Source organism: Amycolatopsis sp. w19, assembly GCF_051373225.1.
In the GTDB taxonomy this organism is placed as follows: Bacteria; Actinomycetota; Actinomycetes; order Mycobacteriales; family Pseudonocardiaceae; genus Amycolatopsis; species Amycolatopsis japonica.
The window spans coordinates 19,319-38,420 of the sequence record NZ_JBPQFM010000009.1 but is presented as its reverse complement, the minus strand read 5'-3'; the positions used below and the strand labels follow the sequence as shown (position 1 = coordinate 38,420).

Annotated in this window: 18 protein-coding genes; 8 read left to right on the top strand and 10 right to left on the bottom strand. The window is 69.6% G+C overall.

The genetic code is table 11. The annotated features are described in order from the left end of the window. Positions 1-51: 51 nt before the first annotated feature. Together ACSMFO_RS19280 and ACSMFO_RS19275 are read right to left on the bottom strand one after the other, a co-directional pair. On the bottom strand, positions 52-396 hold the full coding sequence (locus ACSMFO_RS19280) for a hypothetical protein (protein WP_436459966.1): 345 nt from the start codon (positions 394-396) through the stop codon (positions 52-54). After that, positions 393-1,334, bottom strand: a complete 942-nt coding sequence (locus ACSMFO_RS19275) for a DMT family transporter (protein ID WP_436459964.1) — start codon at positions 1,332-1,334, stop codon at positions 393-395. Before ACSMFO_RS19275 ends, ACSMFO_RS19280 begins: the two co-directional genes overlap by 4 nt. 102 nt (positions 1,335-1,436) lie before the next feature. Between ACSMFO_RS19275 and ACSMFO_RS19270 the strand changes: the two genes are divergently transcribed. Further along, positions 1,437-2,369, top strand: a complete 933-nt coding sequence (locus ACSMFO_RS19270; protein WP_038519645.1) for a LysR family transcriptional regulator — start codon at positions 1,437-1,439, stop codon at positions 2,367-2,369. 70 nt (positions 2,370-2,439) lie between these two features. Further along, positions 2,440-3,108, top strand: a complete 669-nt coding sequence (locus ACSMFO_RS19265; protein WP_038519642.1) for an alpha/beta hydrolase — start codon at positions 2,440-2,442, stop codon at positions 3,106-3,108. Here ACSMFO_RS19265 and ACSMFO_RS19260 read toward each other — a convergent pair. The 7 genes from ACSMFO_RS19260 to ACSMFO_RS19230 form a co-directional block, all read right to left on the bottom strand. Next, a complete protein-coding gene (locus ACSMFO_RS19260; protein ID WP_436459963.1) occupies positions 3,105-4,154 on the bottom strand; it encodes a serine/threonine-protein kinase in 1,050 nt (349 codons plus the stop codon). The two genes, ACSMFO_RS19265 and ACSMFO_RS19260, sit on opposite strands and share 4 nt — an antisense overlap. Before the next feature lie 12 nt (positions 4,155-4,166). Continuing rightward, the gene (locus ACSMFO_RS19255) at positions 4,167-5,780 is read right to left on the bottom strand and encodes a serine/threonine-protein kinase (RefSeq protein WP_436459961.1); all 1,614 of its coding nucleotides are present in this window, start codon (positions 5,778-5,780) and stop codon (positions 4,167-4,169) included. A gap of 219 nt (positions 5,781-5,999) precedes the next feature. Further along, positions 6,000-6,845, bottom strand: a complete 846-nt coding sequence (locus ACSMFO_RS19250; protein WP_395868020.1) for a hypothetical protein — start codon at positions 6,843-6,845, stop codon at positions 6,000-6,002. A gap of 255 nt (positions 6,846-7,100) precedes the next feature. Beyond that, a complete protein-coding gene (locus ACSMFO_RS19245) occupies positions 7,101-8,330 on the bottom strand; it encodes a hypothetical protein (protein WP_436459959.1) in 1,230 nt (409 codons plus the stop codon). A 338-nt stretch (positions 8,331-8,668) separates the two neighbouring features. Continuing rightward, the gene (locus tag ACSMFO_RS19240) at positions 8,669-8,974 is read right to left on the bottom strand and encodes a hypothetical protein (protein ID WP_038519627.1); all 306 of its coding nucleotides are present in this window, start codon (positions 8,972-8,974) and stop codon (positions 8,669-8,671) included. Positions 8,975-9,126: 152 nt separating this feature from the next. Then, the gene (locus ACSMFO_RS19235) at positions 9,127-9,414 is read right to left on the bottom strand and encodes a chorismate mutase (protein ID WP_038519624.1); all 288 of its coding nucleotides are present in this window, start codon (positions 9,412-9,414) and stop codon (positions 9,127-9,129) included. Positions 9,415-9,585: 171 nt separating this feature from the next. After that, positions 9,586-10,005 (bottom strand): DUF1707 SHOCT-like domain-containing protein, encoded by a 420-nt coding sequence (locus ACSMFO_RS19230; protein ID WP_436459956.1) that lies wholly within the window; start codon positions 10,003-10,005, stop codon positions 9,586-9,588. Positions 10,006-10,095: 90 nt separating this feature from the next. Between ACSMFO_RS19230 and pcrA the strand changes: the two genes are divergently transcribed. After that, complete coding sequence (gene pcrA / locus ACSMFO_RS19225) at positions 10,096-12,504, top strand: DNA helicase PcrA (protein WP_436459955.1); 2,409 nt, start codon at positions 10,096-10,098, stop codon at positions 12,502-12,504. Positions 12,505-12,744: 240 nt separating this feature from the next. Continuing rightward, entirely contained in the window at positions 12,745-12,993 is a 249-nt protein-coding gene (locus ACSMFO_RS19220; RefSeq protein ID WP_360129013.1) for a hypothetical protein, read from the top strand. A 187-nt stretch (positions 12,994-13,180) separates the two neighbouring features. Here ACSMFO_RS19220 and ACSMFO_RS19215 read toward each other — a convergent pair whose 3' ends face one another. Then, positions 13,181-13,867, bottom strand: coding sequence for a M23 family metallopeptidase (locus ACSMFO_RS19215; protein WP_038519612.1), 687 nt, complete (start codon positions 13,865-13,867; stop codon positions 13,181-13,183). A 587-nt stretch (positions 13,868-14,454) separates the two neighbouring features. Here ACSMFO_RS19215 and ACSMFO_RS19210 point away from each other — a divergent pair. The 4 genes from ACSMFO_RS19210 (at position 14,455) to sucD (ending at position 18,813) form a co-directional block, all read left to right on the top strand. Then, positions 14,455-16,281, top strand: coding sequence for a hypothetical protein (locus ACSMFO_RS19210; protein WP_436459953.1), 1,827 nt, complete (start codon positions 14,455-14,457; stop codon positions 16,279-16,281). Next, positions 16,278-16,637: a hypothetical protein gene (locus ACSMFO_RS19205; protein WP_436459951.1), complete on the top strand. Its 360-nt coding sequence runs from the start codon at positions 16,278-16,280 to the stop codon at positions 16,635-16,637. Before ACSMFO_RS19210 ends, ACSMFO_RS19205 begins: the two co-directional genes overlap by 4 nt. 117 nt (positions 16,638-16,754) lie before the next feature. Beyond that, positions 16,755-17,924 carry an ADP-forming succinate--CoA ligase subunit beta gene (gene sucC / locus ACSMFO_RS19200; protein WP_016331197.1) on the top strand — a complete coding sequence of 390 codons (1,170 nt, stop codon included), beginning with the start codon at positions 16,755-16,757 and terminating at the stop codon, positions 17,922-17,924. Position 17,925: 1 nt separating this feature from the next. Continuing rightward, a complete protein-coding gene (sucD, locus tag ACSMFO_RS19195) occupies positions 17,926-18,813 on the top strand; it encodes a succinate--CoA ligase subunit alpha (protein WP_005165134.1) in 888 nt (295 codons plus the stop codon). Positions 18,814-19,102 lie beyond the last annotated feature (289 nt).

Sequence of the window (19,102 nt, the reverse complement as noted above, 5' to 3'; positions counted from 1 at the left end):
CCGGCGAGCCCCCAGGCCCCACCGCGTCGCGATTAGCCCGCGAAACGCAGGTCAGCGGAATTCGTGGGTGACCTCGATCTTCCCCACGATGTGCGTGTTGAACTCGGCCAGGTCCTCGGCCGGGACCCAGAGTTCCAGGATCGTCTTCCCGCCCGCCTGTTGGACGGGGTACCGCTCGACGAACGACGTCTCGACCTCGAACCGTGTCACGAAGCCCGCGCCGCTGTGGCGCACGTTCCAGTCACGGGCGATCTTGATCGCGTAGTCCTCGTTCAGCACCGGGTAGAAGATGGGTTGCTCCGGCAGCCTCGGCGGCCACTCGCGCCAGCCCGAGTCGCGGACGAGGTCGAGTTCGACGGGTCCGGTCGGGCGCCACAGCGTCGTCGTGTCCGTCATGGCGCGGCCTCCCCGGCGGCGGCCAAGGGGCGCTCGACCTGCGGAGTGGTAGCAAAGGTCCCTTGCTCCCTCGGGCGGAGCCGGGTCAGCGCGACCCCGCCCAGCACGACGACCATCCCCGCGATCACCCGCAGGTTCAGCGGCTCGGCAAGGAACACCGCGCCGAGCAGCACCGAGACCACCGGCAGCAGGTAGCCGACGATCGACGCCGCCACGGCACCCTCGCTCGCGAGGAGCTGGTAGTTCAGCGCGAACGCGATCCCGGTCGACCCGATGCCCAGGATCACCACCGCGACGATCGCGCCGGTGCTCAGGTGCACCGGTTCGAAGCCGCCCATCGGCATCGCGAGCAGCAGGAACCCGGTCGCCAGCAGCATCTGCCCGCCGGCCAGCGACATCGGCGAGTCACCGGTGCCGGTGAGGTACTTGCCCTCGTAGACGAACGCGAAGCCGTAGCTCGCGGCCGCCGCGAGGCACGCCAGCGCACCCCAGCTGAGCAGGCCGGAAGCCTCCCACGGCGCGAAGATCAGCAGGATCCCGGCGAGCCCGGCGACCAGCCCGGTGACCCGCACCGCGGTCATCTTCGTCCGCGCGCCCATCATCGGAGCGGCCAGCAACACCCACAGCGGCGTCGTCGAGTTCAGCACGCCGGTGATCCCCGAATCGACGGTCAGCTCACCCCACGCGAACAGCAGGAACGGCAGCGCGTTGTGGAAGAACGCCGCGACGGCCAGGTGTCCCCAGATCCGCCGTCCCGACGGCAGCCTGTCCCGGCCGAGATAGCAGAGCCCGATCAGCACCGCCGCGCCGAGCGCCACCCGCGCCAGCACCAGCTGCACCGGCGTGAACGCGCCGAGCCCCAGTTTGATCCAGAAGAAACTCGATCCCCACATGAGCGCCAGCGCGCCGATCCGCAGCAGGGTCTTCGTCTCGCCCACCCCAGTCCTCCTCAAGTGTCTGGCCCAGCTTCGCGGGGCCGACGCGTAAGGACAAGCGAAAATAACTGCAGGGAGCCTTAAGAAGAACTGTAAGATCGGACCATGCTGGACGTCCGCCGCATGCAGGTCCTCCGAGCCGTCATCAGTAGCGGTTCGATCACCGCCGCCGCCCGGAACCTCGGCTACACACCCTCCGCGATCAGCCAGCAATTGTCCACCCTGGAAAGGGAAGCCGGCGTCGAACTGCTCGAACGCGTCGGCCGCGGCGTGCGCCCGACGCCCGCCGGTTCGCTGCTGTCCGAACACGCGGAAACGCTGAGCACGCAGCTCGCCAAGGCCGAAGCCGCGCTCACCGAACTCAAGGAAGGCCGCACGGGCAGGCTCGCGATCCGCTATTTCGCCACCGCGGGCGCGTCGCTGGTGCCCTTGGCCGTCGCCGCGCTGCGCCGGGACTTCCCTGGTGTCCGCCTCGACCTGAAACTGGTCGAGCCCGACGATTCGATGCCCGAGATCGAGTCGGGCGAGGCCGACGTCGCGATGATCGTGCTCCCCAGCAGCTCTCCCCGGATCAAGGGCGTCGAGTACATCCACCTCCTCGACGACCCGTACCGCGCGATCCTGCCGAAGAACCACCGGCTCGCCCGCAAACGCGTGCTCGATCTCGCCGAGCTCGCGGAGGATCCTTGGGTCGGCGTCGACGGTCTCCCCGGCGCCTGCCGCGACATCCTGCTCGACGCCTGCGGCGCGGCCGGTTTCGCCCCGAACCACGTCGTCGAATCCGAGGATTACCAGACGGCACAAGGGTTCGTGGCCGCCGGGCTCGGTGTCGCGCTGATCCCGGAGCTCGGCCTCGGCGCCCCGCATCCCGGCGTCGCCATCCGCAAGGTCCGCCGTCCGGATCCGGTGCGGTCCATCCACGCGGCCGTCGCCGCGCACGCCAGGGAACATCCCGCGGTGCGGCGATTCCTCGGCGCGATCCGCGAAGGGGCCGGACAGGCAAGCGGGAATGGTCGAGTGGGCACGAAAACCGGCTGAGCTTGAACAGCCGCGCGGGCGGTCGACAACCTGGCAGGGAAGCCATATTCCCGCCAGCGAAAGGACTTCCGTGCGTCCCCTGATCGTCCTGCACGGCTCATGGCACCAGCCCGCCCATTTCGACGACCTCGTCGAACGCCTTCGCCGGGACGGCGTCGAGGTCACCGTCCCCGACCTCGGCGGCCGCCCGATCGCCGAAACCACCCGGACCGTCCAGGAAATCGTCGACAAGGCGGCCGAGCCGCCGGTGGTGCTCGCGCATTCCTTCGGCGGCCTGACGGCCAGCGGGCTTCAGGGGACCGCACACCTGATCTACCTGGCCGCGATCGTCAGCGAGCCGGGTGAAACCGCGCAGTACTGGATCGAGCGGACCAGAGAGGAAACCGGCCGCGAACCCCAGCAGCTGCCCTTGATCTTCGACGAGGAAGGCTGGACCCATCTCGACCTCGCCGCCGTCCGCGAGGCCATGTACGCCGACTGCACGGACGCCGTCGCCGAGCGCGCCACGGAGTTGCTGCGCCCGGAACCCGTCACGATCTTCGACGAGTCGCCGGAAGGCTCGGCGTGGAAGGACACCCCGACCACGTACGTCACCTGCACCGAAGACCGGGCGCTCGTCCCGGAAATGGTCGTCCACTTCGCCGCCCGGTGCGACACGACGGTGACCTGGCGCGCGAGCCACAGCCCGTACCTCAGCCGCCCCGTCGAACTGGCGACGTTGGTCCGCGAGCGGCTCTAAATCAGGAACAGCTCCGCGAACAGCACGCCGATCAGGATCGCCGCCACGACGGCGCCGACCGTGATCAGCAGCTTCCGGGTGTCCGGCGACTTCGCGGCCGCCGGCGCGGCGGGAGCGGGAGCGTACTGCTGCGTCGGCGGCGCGTACTGCGGCTGCGGCGGCTGATACTGCTGCGGCTGGTGCTGGGGGAACTGCGGAACCGGCTGCTGCGACGGCTGCTGCGTCGGGATCGGCATCGAGGCCGGGACCGTCGGCATCGCGGGGGCGGTCGGCGGGATGAACGCCGTCTGCCGCCCTTCCGTGATCGCGTTCAGCGAGCGGACGGTGTCGGCCATCGTCGGCCGCGCGTCCGGCTCCGCCCGCAGCATCTTGCGCAACGCGCCGGCCAGCGGCCCGGCGGTCTGCGGCGGCCGTTCCGAGGACTCGCCGTCCTCACCGAACGGCGGCACCCCCTCGACGGCCGTGTACAGGGTCGCGCCCAGCGAGAACACGTCGGACGCCGAAGTCGCCGGTTCGCCGCGGGCCACCTCGGGCGCGCGGTACGCCGGGCTCGGGCCGCCACCGGTGATGCCGATGTCGGTGAGCTTCACACCGCCGTCGTCGGCCAGCAGGACCGTGCCCGGCTCGACCGTCCGGTGCACCACCCCGGCCTCGTGCATCGCGGCCAGCGCGCGGCCGAGCACGATGCCCAGCCCGGCCGCCTGTTCCGCGGTCAGCCTGCCGTGTTCGGCGAGGAAGGTCGCCATCCCGCGGGACGGGATGTACTCCATCACCAGCCACACGTCCGGCCCGTCGGGCAGCACGTCGTACACCTTGATGGCGGTGGCGTGCTCGAACTTGGCCGCGTCCTTGCCCTCTTGGACGACGACGGCCTTGGCCTGCTCCGCCCGGTCCGGCGGCAGGCCGACGGGCAGATACATGCGCTTCATCGCGACCGTGCGCAGCAGACGGGTGTCGAACGCCAGCCACACGATGCCCGCCCGGCCACGCCCGATGGGCTGGTCGAGGCGGTATCGGCCGCCGACGATGGAACCTTCAGAACTCAATTGCAGCCTCGGTCACGAGTTTTGCGGGGTCGATGTCGGTGTCTCGGTGTTCGACTGAGTCGTCGGTGTAGTCGGAGTCGTTGTCTTCGTCGGTGTCGTCTTGGTCGGGGTCTTCGTCGGCGACGGCGGGTCCGGCTCCTGCGTCTGCGTCGCCTTGCTCGACGTCTTCTTCGACGAAGTCGTCTCCTTGGGCGGCTCGGCCGACTCCGTCTCCGTCGGCGTTTCCGTCGTCTCCGGAGCCGAAGACGTCGCCGAAGGAGTCGGCTTCGTCGACGAGTTCCCCACCTGCGCGGGCGTCTCCGGGTTGTTCGGGCTCAGCAGCCAGAAGCCCAGCGCGGCCAGCGCCACGACCACGACACCGCCGATGATCGCGGGCTTCTTCCACGCACCCGGCTTCTCGTCGTCCTCGTCCACCGGGCTGGTCTGCGCGCGGGTGGGCGGCGGCGGGGGCGGGTCGTCGTAATCGTCGTCGTAGGGATCGTCGTCGTAGCCGCCCGCGGGGATCGGGACGGCGCGCGTGGGCGCGGGGCCGCCGCCGGGCTGGCCGCGTTCGGACAGCAACGCCGTCTCGTCGTAGTTGTCGTACCCGTCGTAGTCGTCTTCCGGGTATCCCGACGCGGGCGGCTGGTGGTAGTCGTCCTCGTCGTCGTAGTACGAACCGGCCGCGGCCTGATCGTCGAGGAGCGAACCCGAGTGACCGGCGGCCTCGCTGTCGAGCGCCTGGGTCACGCCGCCACCGGCGAGCGCGCCCGCGATCGGCGCGGCGAGCACGGTTTCGTCGGCGGGACCGCCCAGCGGCGTTTCACCCCGCGCGACGGCGGCGAGAAGCTCTTCGCACTCTTCGGCGGTGGGCCGGTGCCGCACCTCCGGGTGCAGCAGCACGGCCAGCACGCTGGCGAGCGGGCCGGACTGACGCGGCGGGATGATCTGCCCGGCCGCGACGGCGTGCAGGAGGCTCAGCGTGTTCTCGCTCAGGCCGAACGGCGGCTGGCCTTCGCAAGCCGCGTAGAGCGTCGAGCCGAGCGAGAAGACGTCCGACTCCGGGCCGGGGTCGCCGCCGATGGCCACCTCGGGCGCCAGGTAGGCGGGGGTTCCGGCGATCATCCCGGTCTTCGTGACCGTGACGTCGTCCTTGGCCCGCGAGATGCCGAAGTCGGTGATCTTCACGGTGCCGTTGGGCGCCAGCAGGATGTTGCCGGGCTTGATGTCGCGGTGCACGATGCCGACCGCGTGCGCCTCGGTCAGTGCCGCCGCGACCTGCGCGCCGATCCGCGCGACCTCGGTCGGCGGCAGCGTCCGCTCCTCCTGCAGCACCTGGGCGAGGCTCGTGGAGTTCAGGTACTCCATGATCAGGCAGGGCTGGCCGTTGTCGTCGGTGACGACGTCGAACACCGAGATGGCGTTCGGGTGGTGCAGTCGCGCGGCGATCCGTCCTTCACGCATCGTGCGCTGGCGGGCGTCTTCGGCGTCGTGAGCCTCAAGCCCCGGTTGCAGCAGCAACTGTTTGATCGCCACCGTGCGGCCGAGTACCTCGTCGTGCGCTTGCCACACGGCCCCCATCGCGCCCGTGCCGATCCGCCCGGCGATGCGATATCGACCGGCGACCAGGCGACCCTCGTCGCTCACGCGACCTCCCTTTGGGCTCCGTCTTCACGTCGCGGAGTCGTCCGCGCACGCGGTGCGGCCTTCAGCACGCCACAGCGTTGGAGCGTATGCACATGTAGTGGTCTGTGTGCCGGCTTTTCCGAGACCGACTCGTGACAAGGCTAGGCGCTCACTCTGCGCACACACACGCGGCACACTCTGATCGCCCTGGGTGGAGGGCTGTTACACGCGGGGTGTTCGTCACATGTGCTGCGCGGACAGCAGTCGCGCGTCGGTGATCAGGCCGGTCGTCTCGTCGGCGAATTCCAGTACCTGGGTGACCCGGAGCAGGCCGCCGTCCGGGTTGCGCATGGTCACCACGGCGAGGATGGTGCCGTCGGCCTGTTCGCGGATGTCCTGGATCTGGATGGCGTCCATCGAGCTCCAGGCCTCGATCAGCCTGCCGGCTTCGGACTCGGCCAGCACCGGCGTGATCAGCGACATCGCGCCGTAGGGATCGGCGTCGACGGTCCGGTAGAACGTCCGGACCGCCTCGATCTTGCCCTCGACCGTACTGACCGCGGCCGGTTTGGTGGCCGGCTGAGAACTCGTGCTGCCCGCCGGGGAACTCTGCCGGGGGAGCGAGCCCGAACCGGTTCCCGAAGACGGCTGGGCCTTCGAGCTGGTGCCCGACGTCGTCGGCGTCTCCTGCTTCCGCTGCGGCTCCGTGGAGTCCGGGACGGCGAGCCCGCCGAGCGCGGCGGCCCCGCTCATCGTCTCGGGTGCGGCGGCGCCCGGCACCGTGCCTTCCCGCTGGGTGCCCGCGAGCACGCCAGCGGTGACGACGGCGCCCGCGACCAGCAGTCCGGCGGCGACCAGCCCGGCCAGTTTGGCCCGCCGGGCGGCGCGGCTCTCCGGCTCGTCCTCTTCGGGCTCGGGCCGGGGCGCGGGCTCTTCACGGGTGCGCGCGGGTACGAACTTCTGCGGCTCGCGGAAGACCTGCTCGAGATACTCGCGGTCGACGCGGGTGTCGTTCAGGATCTCTTCCGGGATGACGTCCTCGACACGTACGGCGTCCTCACGCCGTATGCGCTGTCGATCAAGCACGAAATTCCTCGCTCTGGTCCGGGGCAGGCACTGGGCCGTTCGGCCGGTGCCTTTGGTCCGCGCGGCCGTCTTCTGAACGGTGCGGACCCTGCAGTCGTCAGGTAACCCTGTGCGGACGGTGCACGGCCAGGCTCTATCGCCGGAATGCCGTCGCGATACGACGAACGGCAGCATAGGTCACCCACCCGGACCAGGGATGACCGCTCAACGCACCGCACGTGCAGAGGAACAGGACACTTGCACGTGCGCGGTCGCCTACATGCCGTCGTCGATGATCTTTTCGTCGTCACCGAAGGTGAACGTGCGCTGCTCCATGGTCTTCGTACCGTCTTTGTGAGTGACTTCGACGGTGTTGACCGTGACGCCGCGGCGCTGGTCGATGCTGACCTTCTTCACCTCGAAGTAGGCGACATCGGCGTAGCGCTCCCGGAGGCCCTGAGCGCCTTCTTCGCCCAGGCTGCCGGAGGTCACCGAGGACGCCTCTTGGGGGTCGGTGGTGACGGAGTTGAGGAAGATCTCGGTGTTGTCGCCCATCGCCTGCGCGTCCGGCTGCGACGCGTACCAAGCGGCCGTCGTGGTGGTGCGGTCGGCGGGCACGACCGGCGGTTTCTGCGGCCGGTCGCTCGACGACGGCGCGGATCCGGACGTGGCCGGTGCGCCCGAGTCGGGCCGCGACGAGCCGGTGCCGGTGTCGGCACTGTCCGACGAGGTGCCGGAGTTGCTGGAACTCCGGTCGTCTTTTGTGGAGGAGTCGGTCTCGGATTCGGACGGGTTGCCCGCCGCGCCACCCTGGGGCGGGGTGGCCGGATTGCCGGCGAGACCGTCCTGGGTCAGCGGGCTTCCGCCGCGGTATCCGGGCCAGCCGCCCTGGCTCTGCTGCTCCGGGAGGGGTTTGCCGACCAGGAACGAACCGGCGAAGAGCAGGCCGACCACGACCAGCGCGGACGCCGCCGCCGCGAACCAGGCGGCCTTGCGCCAGGTCTTGGGCGGGGTCACCGAGGCGGGCACCGAGCCGAGGTCGAAGGTGCTCAGGCCGTCGACGGGCGGGGCGACGTAGACACGGACGTCGCTGTCGTCGATCTCCGCGGGCTCGGGACGACGGGGGGAGGGGGCGGTCAGCGTCACCTTCGTGCGCTGGGCGGCCTTCGCACGTCGCTCCTCGACGGGCGTCATGGCTGGTTCGGTCAACGAGACCTCGACGCGGGCTGGGCGCTCCACGGGAACCTCGCGAGCGGGCTGGGGGAGCGGCAGCAGGCCGCTCGATGGGGCATAGCCGGGGCTCGGCGCCCTCCTGTTCCGCGGTGGCGGCAAGGGAAGGGAACCGGTGGAAGGCGGGGCGAACTCGCGGTGCGCGTGATGCCCGTGCCCGGTCGGGCGCTGCCGCCTCGGCGGCACGGGTGGGGTCCAGCTCTCGGTGCCGCCCGCCCGGTGACGACCTGTCTGTGTGGTGCCGTTGCGTCCCTGGTGTTCCGCCCAGCCGTTCATGTCCGAGCGACCCCCTCACAGGCCCGCCCTGACGGCGATGTGACACCGGTTAAGCCGAACGGAGCAGCGGTTTCACGGGATCCCTCGCTTGCAGACTCCCGGGCAGTCTCGTGAGCAAATGCACGCGCATACGACTCGGGGCGCGCGGGGCCATCGCCCCCGCGCGCCATACGGGCATCGCCCGACCCAGACGCAAGGGTCCTCACGAGGTCCACACTAAAAGTTCGACACCCGCAAGTCTTCACCCACTCTGCAAGTTGCAGATGTTTCACTCGGTCGGGCGCGGCCGAACGGGCCTCGGTGACGTAACGCTGTGCTATCGGCGCTGGTGGGGTCGCTCAGTTGCCGCTGCGGTACTTCTGCTGGGTCGATTGCAGGGCTTTCGTGGCGGTGATCCCGCTACCCGCTGCAAGCAGAATCGCGATGACGTCGAGCGTCGTTCCCCCACTCGTGAGCAGCCAGGCGAAAAGCGAAGCCGCGGTGGTACCCGCTGCGATCGGCCAACGCGTCTTGACGTACTGGGCGACGGGAGTGCCGCCGGCGCGCTTACCCGCCGCGTTGTTCAGCATGGCGAGATAACCGACATGGCCCAATGCCGCGAGGACACCGGCGATCGCGATGATCACGGCGATGAGGTTAATCATGTGTCCAGTTTGCCTGGTCCCGCGCCGTCGTGGCTCGGGGAACACCCTGAGTTCCGCCTCACGCCGCAGGATCGTGACGTGGCCGGACCGCGTTTAGCGGGCTAAACGCGATCCGGGTGCGTCGTGGGGGAGCAAGGGACCTTTGCTACCACCTACCGCCCCAGCCTGCCCCGCCCCAGGTTGAGCAGCGCCATCGCCAGCTGCCGACCCTCCGGCCCGAGTTCGCGGTAGCGCGCGAGCACGTCCATCTCGCGGTTGTAGACGATCCTGGTGCCGCCCGCGGCCATCCTGGCCGCACCGATCGTCTTGGAGACTTCGACGCGGCGTTTGACCAGCCGCAGGATCTCGCCGTCGAGGAAGTCGATCTCCTTGCGGAGCTCGCCGATCTCTTCGGCCGTGGCGATGGGTTCTTCGGCGTCCGGCTTCTCTGTGGTGTTCATCGGGACCTTTCTTCGGTCCGGATTCCCTGCTGGCCCCCGGAACAGCGTAAAGCCCCGGGGTCCGTGGACTCCGGGGCTTCGGGTGATGGCATTGGCGGCACTATGCGATCACGGGAGCCGGAGTCCGGGTCCCGTAAAAAAATCGCGTCGCGTGGTGCCGCATGCCGGTCATTATGCCACAGCGATACCGTCCTCCGGCTTGAAGCGGCCCCGCGCTCCGCGGACGCGGGCGTGCACGAGAACGCTCATGGCCAGCCAGAACATCGGCATTGCCGGCCAGAAGAACGGCACTCCGGAAGAAACCCAACGGAGGATCGACAGCACCGAAAGCACGACGGCGATCGCGAAGTGGATCCGCACCGCCGGATGCGCGAAGACGACCGGGCGCCGCTTCGGGGCGGGTTTCGGCAGATCCGAGGTGAGCGCGGCGAGGTCGTCCGTGTATTTGGCGGAATACACAGCGCTCAACCGGTCTTCCACCTCTTCGAGAGTGAGACGGCCTTCACCGCCGGCGGCCTGGATGCGGGTGGCGACCCGCTCGCGGTCGGCGTCGGCTGCCCTGAGCCTGGAGGGAATCCCGTTGGTGTCCATGGCATCCGATCCTCCGCCGCGAACACCGTCCGCGCGTCGGACGGCAGGCGGCAACACCGCCTACGCCCGGCGCTGTAGCGTGGACCGGCGATGAACACCCTCTTCGATCTCCCAGCGGACGGTCCGGCCAAGCCCCGGCACTCGGATCTGCTCGACGACCTGAACCCGGCACAGCGCGAAGCCGTGACCCACGCGGGCTCGCCGCTGCTGGTCGTCGCGGGCGCGGGTTCGGGCAAGACCCGGGTGCTGACCCGCCGGATCGCGTACCTGCTGGCCGAACGGGACGTCCACCCCGGCCAGATCATGGCGATCACGTTCACCAACAAGGCGGCCGCGGAGATGCGGGAGCGGGTGAGCGACCTCGTCGGCCGCCGCGCGAACGCCATGTGGGTGTCGACGTTCCACTCCATGTGCGTGCGGATCCTGCGCCGTGAGGCCAAAACGCTGGAGATGTCGTCGAGTTTCTCCATCTACGACTCGGACGACACGAAGCGGCTCATCACCCTCGTCGCCCGCGATCTCGACATCGACCCGAAGCGGTACGCGGCGCGCACGCTGGCCGTGCACATCTCGAACCTCAAGAACGAACTGATCGATCCGGAGACGGCGGTCGCCGACGCGGGCAACGACCTCGAACGCCGCGTCGCCGAGGTGTACGTCGAGTACCAGCGGCGGCTGAACCAGGCCAACGCGTTCGACTTCGACGACCTCATCATGCGGACGGTCGAACTCCTGCAGACCTTCCCGGACGTCGCCGAGTACTACCGGCGGCGCTTCCGGCACGTACTCGTCGACGAGTATCAGGACACGAACCACGCGCAGTACACGCTGGTCCGCGAACTGGTCGGTACCGAGGCGAACGAGGCCGGGATCGAGCCCGCCGAGCTGTGCGTCGTCGGTGACGCGGACCAGTCGATCTACGCCTTCCGCGGGGCGACGATCCGCAACATCGAGGAATTCGAACGCGACTTCCCGAACGCGCGGACCGTGTTGCTGGAGCAGAACTACCGCTCGACCCAGACGATCCTGAACGCGGCGAACGCGGTCATCGCGCGAAACCCGAACAGGCGCGCGAAGCGGCTGTGGACCGATTCCGGTGACGGCGAGAAGATCGTCGGCTACGTCGCGGACAACGAGCACGACGAGGCGGCGTTCGTCGCGGGCGAGATCGACGCGCTGGCGGACAAGGGCGAAGCGGACTACTCCGATGTCGCGGTCTTCTACCGCACCAACAACCAGTCCCGTGTCTTCGAAGAGATCTTCATCCGCCTCGGCCTGCCGTACAAGGTCGTCGGCGGGGTGCGGTTCTACGAGCGGCGCGAGGTCCGCGACATGCTCGCGTACCTGAGGGTGCTGGCGAACCCGGAGGACACGGTCAGCCTGCGCCGCATCCTCAACGTCCCCAAACGCGGCATCGGGGATCGCGCCGAAGCCGTCATCGCGACGTACGCCGAGCGTGAGCGCATCTCGTTCGCGCAGGCGCTGCGCGGTGCCGTCAGCGGTGAGGTGCCGCTGCTGAACCCGCGTTCCGCCAAGGCGATCACCGGTTTCGTCGAGTTGATGGACGAGCTCGGCGAGGTCGTGGAGAGCGGCGCCGAAGTCGCCGACATCCTCGAAGCGGTCCTGGAACGCACGGGCTACCGCGCGGAACTCGAGGAGTCCGACGACCCGCAGGACGCGTCGCGGGTGGAGAACCTGACGGAACTCGTCACCGTCGCGCGGGAGTTCACCGAATTCACCGCCGAGGTCGCCGGTCCGGACGGCGAGCTGCCGGAGGCGGACCCGGGTGTACCGGAGCCGGGCTCGCTGCCCGCGTTCCTGGAGCGGGTTTCGCTGGTGGCCGACGCGGATTCGGTCCCGTCGCCCGACGGCGGCGATGACGGCGACGGGCACGACGCGGGCGTGGTCACGTTGATGACCGTGCACACCGCGAAGGGCCTGGAGTACCCGGTCGTCTTCGGAACGGGCTGGGAAGACGGGATCTTCCCGCATATGCGCGCGCTCGGTGACCCGACGGAGCTGGCCGAAGAACGCCGGCTCGCCTACGTCGCGATCACGCGGGCGAGGAAGCGGCTGTACGTCTCCCGTTCGATGGTGCGCTCGGCCTGGGGCCAGCCGCAGATGAACCCGGCTTCGCGGTTCCTCGACGAGCTTCCCGCCGATCTGGTGGATTGGCGCAGGCTCGCGCCTTCCTCTTCCTCCGGTGGTTTCGGTTCGTCGGGCGGATCGCCGCGGGCCGCGACGACCTGGGGCAGCCGAGGCGGTGGCGGCGGCGCGTCGTCGCGGACGGCGAGCACGAGTCCGTTCGGCAAGGGCTGGAAGGACACCGTCGCGCTCAAGCTCGACGTCGGCGACAGGGTCAGCCACGACAAGTACGGGCTCGGGACGGTCGTCGCCTGCGACGGCGCGGGCCCGCGTGCCACGGCGACGATCGATTTCGGTGCCGCCGGCAAGGTCCGCCTGATGCTGATCGGCAGCGTCCCGATGGTCAAACTCTAGCCCTGACCTGCGGTTTTCCCCGCGCGTCCGAAAACTGTCGGACCCTTCCCGTATACCTGTGTCATCGAACACGAGTTCGATGCTCTGGGGTATGCTGGACAAGCCGGTGCGCCCCGAACCGAGGAGGGGGCGCACGGTGTGGACGGGGTGCTGTTTCAGGTTCTTTCGAGTGGGGTACTCGAGTACTTGCGGGGTGTTGAAAAAGGGGCGGGACCGGATCGGGGTCCGGAACCGCCGGAAGTGCTCAGGCTGGTCGCGGCCTGGCGCGCGTTACTGCGGACACACGAACCGGACGGGGCCGGACGGTGTGTCGTATGCGGGCACGCGCGGCGATGGCTGTTCGGGCCGCGGCCAGCCGGGTACCGCACACGTTCCCGGAGACTTTTCGCCGGATGGCGGCCGATCGAACGGCGCCCGGCCGGTCTCTGCACGGTCTGGCAGATCGCCGTGGGGTACTTCGTCCGGAAGCTGCCGGACGGCGTCGCCTGAGGGCTTTGAGAGCCCGGAAAATCACCTGGGCTTCGTCCCGGAGGACCTACGACGCTTCGTGATGCCCTCTAAGGGGGAAGCGGAGGTCCTGAAGGCGCGCCTGAGCGTCATTGCCCGGCGCGCCCTCGTCACGGACGGGATCACCGGTGTGGTGAGGAAAGGTGATGCGGGAAAGAGCGAGGCTCGATCAGCCGACGCTCACGCCACGGGCGGCGAGCCACGGGCGCGGGTCGATCTTCTTCGTGCCGTTCTGCCACACCTCGAAGTGCAGGTGCGGGCCGGTGCTCTGGCCGCGGTTGCCGACCTCGGCGATCTCCTCGCCGCACTTGACCTTCTGGCCTTCGCGGACGGAGAACGAGTTCATGTGGCCGTAGACGTGGACGGTGCCGTCGGCGAGCTGGACCTTGACCCAGAGGCCGAAACCGCTGGCGGGGCCCGCTTCGATGACCGTGCCGTCGGAGGCCGCGACGATCGGCGTGCCGATCGGGGCCGCGAGGTCGATGCCGAGGTGGCTCGTGCCCCACCGGGCGCCGAAGCCCGAGGTGAAGGTGCCCTTGGTCGGCATGCAGGTCTTGGGGCGCTTGGCCTCTTCTTCGGCCTTGCGGGCCGCTTCGGCCTCACGCTTCACACGGGCCTGGGTGATGCTGTTGTTGTCCGAGAGCTTCTGGGCCTCGGCGGAGGCGTTCGTCGACTGGCTCGTCGGCAGCAGTTCGGGGGCGCCACCACCGGCTCCGCCACCGAGGGCGAACGAGGCGCTCGCGTCCTGGGTGCTGGCCAGCGGGGTGACGGCGGCGTCGGAGGATTCCGAAACGGACTTCAGGGTCTGCCCGGCAGCGGCGGCCGCGAAGGCGCCGGCAGCGACGGCCGCGACCACGACACGGCCGCGAAGGGCCGAGGACGGGGGCGACAGGCGGTGCGAGCCCCGGACGCGAACGACCGCACCATCGAGTGCGTTCTCGAGCGCCGGGGAAGGAGCTTGGCCGCCGGGGGAGCGGTGTGAAGCCAAGACGGGGCCTTCCGTGTTCGGGGAGTCGGATCAAGAGCCCGGGCGGGGGATCCCGGTGAACGACCTCGGGGGTGGTTCGTTCGGTGCTCTCATTCGTGATCTGACTGTAATGGGGACCCCGGGACAGTAACGAAGCGGCACCCCGCTCAGCAAGATCTGACGGCGCTCTCGGCCGATCGGGCGACGGAGATCTGGCCGTTGTCCAGTGAGGATTACCCAAAGTTAAACCAGGTTTACTCACAACCGTGTGACTTGCGTTACAGGTTCGAGGGGCCGTTCGGGGGTACCGAGCGGCCGGAAAGGGGGCGAACGAGGGAAATAACCGGTTGCCCGACGGTGTTGAAGGATCCTTACCCGGACTAGGCCAAGCCAGTCACGGCGGGGGAGGCCATCGGCCAGGCTGGTTCCCCCTGCTGCCGGGCCCGGCCGGACCCGGCTTGCTAGCGTCGCCGTCGATGACTTCGCGCTCACGGCACCCTGGTGACGAATCCACCGGGCAAGCCGTCCCCGGGACCGCGTCCGCCGAACTTCTCCGGAGCGAACCGGGCGCCCGCCCGCGAGCGCTCGTGCTGTCGGCGGGGCTGGTGTCGGCCGGTGCGGTCGCGCTGGCCGCCGGCGCGCTGATGCCCGTCGTCCGGGGAGGTTCGGCCGGGTTCACCGCCGCTCCCTTGCTGGTCGTGCTGGCCTTGGCGCCCGCGGCGGCCGTGCTCTACGCACTGGTCTCCGGGCGCTCCGGGCTCACGGCGGGCCTGGTGCTCGGGCTCACCGCGCTCGCGCCCGGGCGGCTGCTGCTGGATCTGCAGCTGCTCGCGGACGGCTCCCTGGCCGCGCGTCCGGAGCTGTTCCTCGCCGACAGGCTGCTCGCGATGCCGCAGGCCGGACCGGGACTGTGGCCGCTGGTGGCGGGGCAGCTGCTCACCCTCGCGGCCGGGGCCTTCGCCGCCGGGACCGCCCGCGACGAGGCGGAACTGGCGGGTGAACTCGACGGACGGCGCCGCTGGCGGTTGCTCGGGCCCGTGCTCGGTGTGGCGGGCGGTGTCGGTCTGCTGCTCGCGCCGTTCGGTTCGGGCAACGCGTACCTCCTGGCCAAGAACGCCTTCGAGGGCCCGACGGTCGCGATGGCCGGGTACCTGCTGCTCGCGGCCTTGCTTCCGCTGACGGTGCTCGTGGCCGTGAGTTCGCCCTCGGCAGGGGTCGGCAAGGGCGGCTTCGCGGGCGCGGGGCTGGCGGCGCTCGCGGTCGGTGTCCCGCCGGTGGTCGCGGGACTGGTCGTGGACCGGCTTTCGGTCGCGCCGGGTTCGGTGGTGGTGACCATCGCCGGTCTGGCGCTGGTCGGGCTGGCCTTCACGCGGTTCGACGTCGCGGAAGCGGACGAGACCGTCACCGGTGACCTGGCGGGCGAAGCCAGGCTGCCCGGGCTGTTCTGGTGGCGGCTCGCCACCGGAGGCCTGGCGTTGCTGGCGGCCGGTGCCGCGGCCGCGGGTGCGCTGGCCCCGGTGCTGAAGGCCAACGGTCCGACGCCGGTCCCCGAGACGCCGGTGCGCTGGCTCCTGCTCGGTGCCGCCGTCGTGCTCGCCGTGCCCGCGCTGTTCGTCTTCGTGCCGCGGCTCTCGGCGTTCGCCAGGGGAGTCGTCGCGGCCACGTGGGCGGGCGTTGTCCTCGCGGGCGCCGCGGTGCTGAGCGCGGCCTTGTCCGTGACCGAGGACAAGGCGGTGGACCCGGCGCTGTTCGGGGTCGACCTGCCGGTGCCGTTGCCGGACAAGGTCGGCTACTCGGCGGGCGCCGGGGTCACCTGGACTTTCATCGCGCTCGTGCTGGCCGCGCTCGCCGCGCTGGCCGCGGTGATCACCGGTGTCGTGGAACGCGACGACTCCGATGAAGAGACGGACGAAACGCGCGTGAGCGGGACCGTGCTCACCCCGGTCGTCGCGGCCGCGGTGCTGGCGATCGCCGCGTTCGGCACCCCGGTGTTCGGCGCGCCCGGTTACACCGCCCCGGGACTGTGGTCGAACTTCGGCGCGGCGTCGTGGGGCCTGCTCGGCGCGCTGGCGGTCGTTCTCGGCCTGTACGCGCTCGTCCCGCGTTCACGGCCGGTCGCCGCGGCGTCCGCACTGGCCGGGGCCGCGCTGGTGCTCGGCCTGCGCGCGGCGGAACTGCCGCTCGTCGGCTCGGAGTACGAGGGCTCCTCGGCGGGGGTCGGATTCTGGCTCGCGCTGGGCGGCGCCGTCGTCACCCTCGTCGCGGCCGGAATGGCCGTCGCGGGTTCACGGCGGGCCGGATGACCCGTCAACTTCTTCGGGTCGTGCTGGCCGAGTTCGGTGTCGAGGAAGGTTCGGCGGTCGCGCTCGGCAGGTTGCTGCGCGACGAAGGCGTCGAGGTCATCTACGCCGGACGTCTCGACACCGTCGAACAACTCGTCCGGACGGTCGAACAGGAGGATCCGGACATCCTCGGGATCCTGCGTGGTGCGAGCGAACCGGAAGGGCTCGCCGAAACACTTCCGGGCGTGCTGCTCTTCGCGGTCGGTAACGGCCCGAGCGGGTTCGACAACGCCTTCGAAAGCCAGGAAGACGCGGCGAACTGGGTCTCCGGTGTGCGGTCTCACACCGTGGAAACACCGTCTGACCGCGTACGGTGACCGACTTCACCAGGTGCGGAGTCCCCTGCTTCTGCGCAGGTCGCTAACCTCGACTGGTCCGACAGCGCGGTCCGGCAACGGACCACCACAGTGGCGTGTCGTCAGGAGACTGGAGTAGTGGACCTCTACGAATACCAGGCGAGGGATCTCTTCGCCGCCCACGGAGTACCGGTTCTGCCGGGTGCCGTGGCAAACACCCCCGAAGAAGCCAAGGCCACCGCCGAGAAGATCGGCAACCAGGTCGTCATCAAGGCGCAGGTCAAGACCGGCGGCCGCGGCAAGGCCGGCGGCGTCAAGCTGGCCCAGACGCCGGACGAGGCCGCGGAAAAGGCCGAGGCGATCCTCGGTCTCGACATCAAGGGCCACATCACGCGTCGCGTGCTGGTGGCCGAAGCCTCGGACATCGCCGAGGAGTACTACTTCTCCTTCCTGCTGGACCGTGCGAACCGCACCTTCCTCGCGATGGCTTCGGCCGAAGGTGGCGTGGAGATCGAGCAGCTGGCCGTCGAGCGTCCCGAAGCGCTCGCGAAGATCCCGGTCGACGCGATCGCCGGTGTCGACAAGGCGAAGGCCGTCGAGATCCTGACCGCGGGCAAGTTCCCGGAGAAGGTCGTCGACGAGGCCGCCGACGTCGTCGTGAAGCTCTGGGAGACCTTCGTCTCCGAGGACGCGACCCTGGTCGAGGTCAACCCGCTGGTCCGTGACCCGCAGGACAAGATCATCGCCCTCGACGGCAAGGTCACCCTCGACGAGAACGCTTCGTTCCGTCAGCCGGGCCACGAGGCCCTGGTCGACAAGGACGCGGAGAACCCGCTCGAGGCCAAGGCCAAGGCCAAGGACCTCAACTACGTCAAGCTCGACGGCGAGGTCGGCATCATCGGCAACGGCGCGGGCCTCGTGATGTCCACGCTGGACGTCGTGGCCTACGCGGGCGAGAAGCACGGCGGCGTGAAGCCCGCCAACTTCCTCGACATCGGCGGCGGCGCTTCGGCCGAGGTCATGGCGGCCGGTCTGGACGTCATCCTCAACGACACCGACGTGAAGAGCGTCTTCGTCAACGTCTTCGGTGGCATCACCGCTTGCGACGCGGTCGCGAACGGCATCGTCGAGGCGCTGAAGATCCTGGGCGACGAGGCCACCAAGCCGCTCGTCGTGCGGCTGGACGGCAACAACGTCGTCGAGGGACGTCAGATCCTTGCCGACGCGAACCACCCGCTGGTCACCGTGGTGGACACAATGGACAACGCGGCCGACAAGGCCGCCGAGCTCGCCGCGGCAGGTGCGTGAGATGTCGATCTTCATCAACGAGAACAGCAAGGTCATCGTCCAGGGGCTCACCGGCTCCGAGGGCATGAAGCACGCGACCAAGATGCTGAAGTCCGGCACGAACATCGTGGGTGGCGTCAACGCCCGCAAGGCCGGTCAGACCGTCTCCATCGAGGGCAAGGACCTCACCGTGTTCGGCACGGTCGAGGAGGCCATCAAGGAGACCGGCGCCGACGTTTCGGTCATCTTCGTGCCGCCGAAGTTCGCCAAGGACGCGGTCATCGAGGCGATCGACGCCGAGATCCCGCTCGCCGTGGTGATCACCGAGGGCATCCCGGTGCACGACTCCGCCTACTTCTGGGCGCACGCCGTCGCGACCGGCAACAAGACCCGCATCATCGGGCCGAACTGCCCCGGCGTGATCAGCCCCGGCAAGTCGAACGCCGGCATCATCCCGGCCGACATCACCGGCGCGGGCCCGATCGGTCTCGTGTCGAAGTCGGGCACGCTGACCTACCAGATGATGTACGAACTGCGTGACATCGGTTTCTCGACCGGTGTCGGCATCGGCGGCGACCCGGTCATCGGCACGACGCACATCGACGCCCTCGAGGCGTTCGAGGCCGACCCCGAGACCAAGGTCATCGTGATGATCGGCGAGATCGGCGGCGACGCCGAAGAGCGCGCCGCGGCCTACATCAAGGACAACGTGACGAAGCCGGTCGTCGGCTACGTCGCCGGCTTCACCGCGCCCGAGGGCAAGACCATGGGCCACGCCGGCGCCATCGTCTCCGGCTCCTCCGGCACGGCGGCCGCGAAGAAGGAGGCCCTCGAGGCCGCCGGCGTCAAGGTCGGGAAGACCCCGAGCGAGACCGCCGTCCTGGCGCGCGAGCTGTACAACAGCCTCTGATCCTTCGGAGACTGAGCTTTCCCCGGCGGGCCGGGCACCACCTGGTGCCCGGCCCGCCTCCTTTCACCCCGGATCGCGTTTAGCCCGCGAAACGCACGTCCGCGGCCGACCTGCGTTTCGCGGGCTAAACGCGATCCGACGGTCGGGAAGGGGTTCCGCCGGGAACCAGATCAGGTGTACAGACGTCTCAGAGCCCGAGGCGTGGGGTGTCCGCGTGTGCGCTAGCGTTCGAGCATCACAGCCGCCTCGTTTGTCCCGGGAGTCCCGCGCGCCCCGGGGTGCCGGTCGA